Source organism: Streptomyces sp. NTD91, assembly GCF_059510455.1.
Genome location: NZ_JCAJZW010000068.1, coordinates 19042 through 27550, shown reverse-complemented (window position 1 = coordinate 27550; position 8509 = coordinate 19042). Strand labels below are relative to the sequence as shown.

At 75.1% G+C, this 8509-nt stretch carries 3 protein-coding genes; all 3 read left to right on the top strand.

Annotated features, from left to right (window positions below; genetic code table 11):
- The first annotated feature begins 674 nt into the window (after window positions 1-674).
- The 3 genes from AC5WRT_RS36700 to AC5WRT_RS36690 all read left to right on the top strand — a co-directional run bounded on the left by AC5WRT_RS36700 (window position 675) and on the right by AC5WRT_RS36690 (window position 8485).
- A complete protein-coding gene (locus AC5WRT_RS36700) occupies window positions 675-1889 on the top strand; it encodes a sensor histidine kinase (RefSeq protein ID WP_496098483.1) in 1215 nt (404 codons plus the stop codon).
- A gap of 928 nt (window positions 1890-2817) precedes the next feature.
- A complete protein-coding gene (locus tag AC5WRT_RS36695) occupies window positions 2818-5511 on the top strand; it encodes an AAA family ATPase (protein ID WP_496101012.1) in 2694 nt (897 codons plus the stop codon).
- A gap of 70 nt (window positions 5512-5581) precedes the next feature.
- A complete protein-coding gene (locus tag AC5WRT_RS36690) occupies window positions 5582-8485 on the top strand; it encodes an AAA family ATPase (protein ID WP_496101011.1) in 2904 nt (967 codons plus the stop codon).
- Window positions 8486-8509 lie beyond the last annotated feature (24 nt).

The following is an 8509-nucleotide window of genomic DNA, read 5'->3' as shown; positions in this document are numbered from 1 at the left end:
CAAGATCTTCAGGACACTTCTAGCCGCTGCCACCGGCCGGCGCTCGGCCCGCGCAGGCCGCCGATCCCGTCCCGCACGCCTGCCCCGCGGTATCCGGTACGCCGCGCCCGTCACGCATGCGGGCGCCGTGACGTCCCGTACGCGAGCACCACGCGGTCCGTACGCGAGGGGCCGTTCCCCGCCTCATCGTGTCCCCTCATGTCCAGAGCCGTACGCGGTGGGCACCGTCACACTGCGGGTGTCACGTGGATCACGGGGAAAACCAGGGATTTCCCTAGCTTTTCCCGGACGGGCATTGCGCGGGTCCGCGGCCGGGCGGGGCAGCGTCGAGGACGCCTACCTGCGGCCAGGCCCGGCCGGCCACAGCCGGTGCCGCATCCCGACTCGCCGTAGTGAACTGGTGTTTCGTTCTGTCGTCGCACGCGGCGACGGCAGCGTCGCGGGGCACTACGATCCAGTAGCCGAGGCTCGCCGGGCGGCCTCGCCGGGCCGGTGCGCGCGACCACTCCACGAGAGGTGTCTACGCGGGCTCACCTGCGAAGGTCTGGCTGTCAACTTCTGTTGTCCTTCGAAAGATCTCAGCCAGCCTCTGAAACCCTGCGAATCCCCGAACTTGGGTATCGTGCCACAGCAAGGCTTTTTCCCGTCGCTTTCATGCCGCGACCTGGACGGAGGTGAGGTGTTCCATCGACGGTCTCCTGGACAGACCGCCGTTCCGGCGGGGCGCGCCCCCGTACGCGTTGCGGGTACGGCGCGTCCTCGGGGCTGCGTTGCTGCCAGCCGCCGTTCTCGTGGCCGCCGGGTCGTACGCGCACGCTCCCTCGGCCCAACTTCCGGACGCCGAACGGCACATGCAGTGGTCGCAGGTGACCGGACTCGCCCCGAAGAGCGCGCGGGAGACCACGCCCGTCACGCACGGGGTGACACCGGTGCCGGCACCGCAGCGGCCCGCGTCCCATGTGGACACGGCGCTCGCGGTCTCCGCGGTCGGCGGGGCAGCGCCCGATGAGGACTCCCCCGCCCCGGCCCTCGCTCGCAATGCCGGCGGCAGCGGCGCCGGCGCCGTGTTCGCGTCCCCGAACTCGGCGTCCCGGCGTACTGCGTCTTCGACGTCCCTCAAACTGCTGCTGATCTTCGTGCTGTTGGCGGTCTCACTCTGGCTGGCCGTCCGGCTGCGGCGCGAGCGCGCCAGCCGGCGCCGGTCGGAGCAGCGGATGCTGGAGTTCCTCGCCACCGCCGGGCACGAGCTGCGCACACCTCTCACGGCCATCTCCGGCTATGTCTCGCTGGCCCGGATGGGCGGGCTGGCCGATCCGGAGAAGTTCGAGGTGGCCATGGACCGGATGACGGACGAGACCCGGCGCATGTCGGCGCTGATCGACGAGTTGGTCCTGCTCGCGCGGCTCGATCTGGGCCAGCCCCTGCACCGCGGACCGGTGAACCTGGCTCGGCTGTGCCGTGACGCGGTCGCCGACGCGCAGGCCTCCTCGCCGCACCATCCGATCCGGCTCACGATCCTGCCGGGCCAGTACACGGTAGTCGGCGACCGGGACCGCCTCTACCAGGTGGTCGCCAATCTGCTGGCCAACGTCCGCCACCACACGCCGGAGGGCACACGCACCGTCCTCGGGCTGGGCAACGAGGACGGCCACCGGGTCATCGAGGTGATCGACGACGGGCCCGGCGTGCCGGCCGAGTTGCGGGAGAGCGCGTTCGACCGGTTCGTGCACGACGAGAAGCCGACCGCACCGGTGCCGAAGGAGGCCGCCGGCGGCGGCAACGGGCTGGGGCTGAGCGTCGCCTCGGCGATCATCGACGCACACGGCGGCACGCTGACGCTCGAACCGAGCGAGCGCGGCGCCTGGTTCCGCATCCGGCTGCCCGCCTGACGGCCCGCCGGACGCGGTGTCCGCGGCTCGGGCGGTACGCCGGAAGCGGACGCTGGTGTCCCGCGGTGCCATCACAGGGTCCACGGCGGGTCGTCGCGGGGCGCGACAGTGCCGGGACCGGGCCCGACAGGTCCCGCCAGGTCGCGACGAGAAGTCTTGACAGAAATTCGACAGCACGAATTCATGGAGCAATTCCCTGGATTCACGCGACCGGAACCCTTGCCCGCACATCATGGGGCACTGAGTGCCTGACACGGATGCGACCGGGTGCTCGGGGATCCGGAATTCCCCGACCCGCGAAGAAGGCCGGGCGGATCACCGCTGCGGCACCGTTTCCCGTGTTCCGGCAGAATCTCCTTCACGCTTCCTCGACATCTCAGGCCGCAAAAAGCGAGCAGCGTTCACGTTTGCGGGGTGCGGTATGAACTGCCCGAACCAGGAGCAAAGCAGGCCGAGACGGACGCGTCCCCCCTTTCCCGGAGGGGGTCACGGACTACTTCCGCAACCCTTCGGGGCTTTCTTCCGGGGGTGGAGGTTCACACATACGACACAGTTGACAGCTATAATAGCCGACGTTGTGCGTGTGACCGACGCCCAACCAAGTGCAGGGTGCCGACAACCGCTCACGAAGCAGTGAAAGCGCTTTTCCCGCAACTGTGCACGCCGGGCCGAGTCGGCCATTGTCACTTCACTTCCGGCGTCAGCCCTACCGTGACCGCCCCCCACACAGAACATCCGGTGGCACCGTGAATACCGTTCCGGCCCCGTCAGCCACTCGTCCCCTGAGCCGCGGCTGCCCAGCACCCGACCCGCGTTTACCGAACCCGGCCCCCCGGCCCGGCAGGGCCGCGACGCCCGCCCGGTGCGGCGCTCCCGCTCCGACCCTCACGAGGCGCAAGCGCTTGCACCCTGCGGGGGGTGAGCCCCGATGAGCGTCATGGGCCACCTGCCGTCGGTGCCCGGCGGCCGGCTGCTGCGCGAGCGGTCCGCCCAGGACTCTCTCGCGCCGCTGTACGGGCGGGACGCCGAACAAGCGGCGCTGGTGCACCTGGTGACCCGGCTCGCCGCCGGCCATCCGGGGGTCACCGTCCTCCACGGGGCCCCGGGCAGCGGACGCAGCAGGCTCCTGCGGCGCGGCATCGCCTTCGCCCGCGCGGTCGGGGCCCAGGTGTTCACCGCACTCGACTCGGCGTCGTCGGCCCCCACCCCGTACGGCTACGTGGCGCAGCTGCAGCCCCGCGCCGCCGCGGCCGGCGCGGCCCGGGCGACGGCGCCGTACGAGGAGCAGTGCGTGGCGGGCTGGTGCCGCGGTCTGCTGGCCGCCGCCCACCGGCCGACGCTCCTCGCGCTGGACGACGTGCAGTGGGCGGACCCCGAATCCGTGGACGTCATCGGGGGATTGCTGCGGCGGCTCGCCTCGGCGCCGCTCGGTGTGCTGATGACCGTCACCGGCACCGGCGGCGAGTTCCCCGACCACTGCGCCCCGCTGGTCGACCAGGCGGCGTTCTGCCAGGACGGCGGAGGCCTGCTGCTGGAGCTGGGGCCGCTCGGCGCGCCGGAGGTCCGCTCGCTGTTCACCGCGACGGGACTGCCCGAGCCGGCCGGGCCGCGCGATACGTGGTGGGATCACGCCGCCCGGATCAGCCGGGGCAGCCCCTGGCTGTTGCGGCGGGTCCTGGACGAACTGCGTCGCGAGCCGGGAGAGATGACCGCCGCCCAGTTCAGGGCGGCGTTCGCCGAGGGGATGGAGACGGCCCGTTCGGAGCTGGCGGGCCAGACCATCGCGCGTCTCGCCCAGGCGCCGCTGACGCTGCTGCGCGGCCTGCTGGTGTGCCGGGGACTGGTGCCCGTGGACCGGGTGGCCGCGCTCGTCGGCCTGGACGCGTCCGAAGTGCCCCGAGCACTCAGGGAGTTGAGGGCGCACGGGCTGATCGACCTCGGTGACCCGCCGCGGCCCGCGCTCACGGAGCGCACCGCCTCCGTGCTGACCGGGATGCCCGCCGAGGCCCGGGCCCGGCTGCGTGCGGACGCGGCCCGCTGGGCCCACCGGTGCGACGCCGCCGAGGAGGACGTGGCCACGGTGCTGATGAGCACCGGGCCGCTGGGCGACCCCTGGGTGCCCTCGGTGCTGCGGCGCGCCGCCCAGCTGCGACTCGTGCGGGGCCGGCACGCGGAGGCGGCCGAACTGCTGGAGCGTACGCTGCGCGAGCCGCTCACCGGGACGGAGCGCGCCGAGGTGCTGCTGGAGGCCGCCGAGGCCTACGCGGTGACCGCGCCGGAGGCGGCGCAGGTGCGGATCGGCGAGCTGCTGTCCGGGGCGCCGCCCGGCCTGCGGCTGCGCGCCGCCGCCACCGACCTCGTCCTCGCCCGCGGGGAGCCGGTGTGCACATCGGCGGCGCCGGTCCCGTCGTACGACGGCGACGGCGCGCGGCCTGCGCTCCTCTCCTGTGCCGACGGCGGCGACCGGACGGCGCACCTGCTGCGGTGGGCGCAGGGCGCCTCCTGGGTGGACGCCGTACCACCGGAGCGTCCGGCCGGGGGCGGGTGCTGGGGCGGCGAGGGCCCCGTACGGCACGGCGGCCCGGGCGGGCGGGGTCGTCCAGGGCGCGCACGCCACGCCGGGGGACCCGCCACGGCGAGCGCGGCACGCGAAGTCCTCGCCGCCCCCGCGCTCGGCGCGGCGGACACCGGACCCGATCCGGTGGCCTCGGCGGCCGACGCGTGGCGGCAGGCGATGCGGGGGCACGACGCCGCCGCCGTACGGGAGATGGGCCTCCAGGTGCTGCGGGCGCCGCTCGACGGGCCGCTGTTCCCCCGGTTCACCGCGGTCTGTGTGCTGTCGCTGGCGGACGCGCACTGCACGGCGCGCGACGCTCTGGACGCCACGCTCGCCGAGGCGGGCAAGCGGGCCAGCCCGACGGTCGTCGCGACGGGCCTGCTGCTGCGGGCGCGGCTGAACCTGCGGGCGTGCGACCCCGAGACGGCCGAGCGCGACCTGGCCGCCTGCCGTTCGCTGGCGCCGCCGCACGTGTGGCATCCCACCCGGCTGACCGAGCTGCGGGCGGCGCAGATCCGTGTGCTGATCGCCCGGGAGCGGTTCGCCGAGGCCGACCGGCTGGCCGCCGAGGAGCTGCCGCCGGGCGCCGAGGAGGGCAGCGCGTGGTCCGAGCTGCTGTACAGCCGTGCGCAGCTCATGCTGTGCCGGGGGCGGCCCCGCCAGGCGCTGGCCGAGGCCGAGGAGTGCGGCCGACGGCTGTCGGCGCGCGACTGGCGCAACCCGGCGCTGCTGGCGTGGCGTTCGCTCGCGGCGCTGGCCCATCTCGGCTGCGGCGACGAGGACCGGGCGGCCGAGCTGTTCGCGGAGGAGCTGCGGCTGGCCGAGCGCTGGGGCACCGAGTCCGCGCTCGCCTGGACCGAGCTGCGCCGCGGCCTCGCCTCCCCCGCCCCGCAGGCGGCCCGGCTCACCGAAAGCGCGCTGCGCCGGCTCGGCCGTACGCCCGCGGCCCGCCGGTTCGCGCAGACCCTCGTCGCCCGGGAGACGGCCGGGCTGCACCCGTCGACCCGGGCCGACGTCCCCGCGTCCGCGGTCCGGCGGCTGAGCGACCGCGCACGTGCGACCTGACGTTCACCGACGGACGCTCCTCTCCATCCACCCCCCATGCTCAACCACACCGCGCAAGGAGGCCGCTGGCATGCTGCTCGAGCGGCAGAACGAACTGAAGGTGGCGGCCGAGGCCCTGCGGCTCGCCCAGCACGGCAACGGATCGCTCATCGTGATCAGCGGCCCGCCCGGCATCGGCAAGTCCGCGCTGCTGACGGAGATCGGAGAACTGGCCGCACGGCTCACCGCGGGTCCGCCGGCCGGTGCGGCGGCCCCGCCCCGCGCCCTGGTGATGCGGGCGTACGCCGCCCCGGCCGAGCGCGACTTCTCCCTCGGGGTGACGCGGCAGCTGCTGGAGCCGGTGCTGACGTCCGGCTCGTTCGTGGCCCGCTGGTGTTCCGGGCCGGCGCGGCCCGCCCTCGCCCTCCTCCAGGGCGACGCGGAGTCAGGTCGGCAGCGCGCGGCGACGGCGGTGCGGGCGCTGCTGTCGATGGTGGAGAACATGACCCACGACCGGGTGCCGGTGCTCCTCGTCGACGACGTGCACTGGGCCGACGAGGAATCGCTGCAGTGGCTGGACCAGTTGGTCAAGCAGGTCACGCACCGGCGGATCCTGGTGGCGGTCACCCTCTGCGAGGGCGAGCCCGCGGCGGAGCGGGAGGGGGTGCGGCCGCTCGCCGCCGCCGAGCACACGCTGCTGCCCGCGCCGCTCGGCCCGGCCTCCGTCGACGGGCTCCTGCTGGAGCGGCTGGGCGTGCCGGCGGAGCCGGAGTTCACGGCGGCGTGCCACGAGGCCACCCGGGGCAATCCGCTGCACCTGGTGTCGCTGCTGCAGGAGTGCCAGACCCGCGGCCTCGCGCCAGTGGCCGCCGAGGCGTCCGCGGTGACGGCGATCGTGCCGCCGGCGCTGCGCCGCAGACTCCTGCAGTGCCTGCGGGAACAGCCGCCGTACGTGCTCGCCGCGGCCCGGGCGCTGATGGTCCTCGGCGACGACGCCGACCGACAGGTGGTGGGCGAACTCGCCGGGCTCGATCCGGTGGACCTCGACGAGAGCCTGTGGCGGCTGCGGCGGCTGGCACTGGTGACCCGGCAGGACACCCTGCGGCTCGCCCACCGGGCGGTGCACGAGGTCATCGACGAGGGCACCTCCCCGGACGAGCGCAACCACCTGCATCTGCGGGCCGCCGCGCTGCTGCGCTACCGGGGCGGCGCGCCTGAACGGGTCGCCGGGCATCTCCTTGCCGCCACCGCGCAGTTGGACGGCGACGCGGTGGCCGTGCTGCGGCGCGCCGCCGACGCCGCCGTACGGCGCGGGGCGCCCGAGACCGCCGCCCGCTATCTGCGCCGGGCGCTGCGCGACATCCCGCCGCACAGCGAGGCCCGGGCCGGGCTGCTGGTGGAACTGGCCCATGTGGAGCGCAGCTTCGCCCCGTCGGTGGCCGTACGGCACGTCGCGCAGGCGTTCCCGCTGCTGCCCGGCCCGTTGGCCCGCGCGACGGCGCTCACGGCGCTGACGCCCGTCGCGCCGACGGCCACGCTGCTGTCGCTCACCGATCTGCTGCGGCGCACGGCGGACGAACTCGGCGCGGCGGACGGACTCGCGGGCCCCGGCGGGCCGACGGCCGCCCACCGCTCGCTGCGGCAGCGCCTGCAGGCACGGATGTACTACCTGTGCGAGAACGACCCGGAGGTGCTGGCGTCGGCCGCGGGCCGGCTGTCCCGTCTGGACGAGCGGCCGGAGACGACGGCGACCGGCGAGCAGCGGGAGCTGCTGGTCGCCCTGCTGCACGCGGCGACCGTCTCGGCAGGCCTGCCGGCCGCGCGCGTCGGCGCGCTCGCCCACCGGGTGCTGGACCACGAGCCGGCCTCCGCCGCGCACGTGCACACGATGCTGCCGCTGCTGGTGCCGATATCGGTGGCCGCGGACTCGGTGGCGGGGCTGCTGCCCTGGCTGGACAAGGCCCTGGTGGACGCCGTGCGCCGGGGCGGACGGCTGGAGGAGTCGGTGGTGCTGGCCGAGCAGGCGCTGGTGCTGCTCGCCCAGGGCCGGCTGGCGGCCGCGCGGGAACGGGCGGTGCGGGCCGGCGCCACCGTCGCCCCCGAGGAGGCCACCATGCTGTCCGCGCTGGCCCTGGTCGCGGTGTCGCTGCGGGCGCGGGAGCCCGAGCTGGTCGCCGCGGTGCCGGAACGCTTCCGCGGGCTGCACGAGAACTGCGAACTCGCCGCTCTGCTGACCCTGGTCCGCGGCATGGAGGCCGAAGCCCGAGGCGAGCCGTCCACGGCGGTGGAGCACTATCTCGACGCCGGGTACGCCCTGGACCGGGCGGGCTGGCGCAACCCGCTGGTGGTGCCCGCGGCCTACTGGGCGGCCCGCACCCTGCACCGCACCGGCGACGCCGACCGGGCCGAGCAGCTGTCCGAGCAGTACCTGGAGCAGGCCCGCCGATGGGGCGCCCCGTCGGCGCTGGGCCGTGCGCTGGCGCTGCGGGCCGCGGTGGGCGACGAGGCGGCCGCGCCGAGGCTGCTGCGTGAGGCCGCCGGCATGCTGGAGGACTCGGCCGATCTGCACACCCGGGCCGCGGTGCTGCTGCGGCTCGCGGAGGCGGTGGCGCCCCGTTACGCCGCCGAGGCGGAGGCCGCGCTGCGCCGCTGTCTGGAGCTGGCCGTGGAGTGCGGCGCGGAGCGGGTCGCCGCCCGGGCGCAGGAGATGCTGGGACCGGCGGCGGCCGGCGTCACCGCCGCCCGCACCCCGCTGACGTCCGCGGAACGGCTGGTGGCCCAGATGGCCGTCCGGGGGCTGACCAACCGGGCGATCGCCGACTCCCTCGGCGTCTCCCGCCGGGCCGTGGAGAAACATCTGACGAACTGCTACCGGAAGATGTCCACCTCCGGCCGATCGGGCCTGGTCACCGCCCTGGCGGAGGCAGGGCTCCTCGACGCCGCCGACGCCCCCGACGACACGCCCGAGGCCGTGCGGCCCCAGGGGGCGGCGTGACGACGCAGGGTGCGCCTGGGGGGG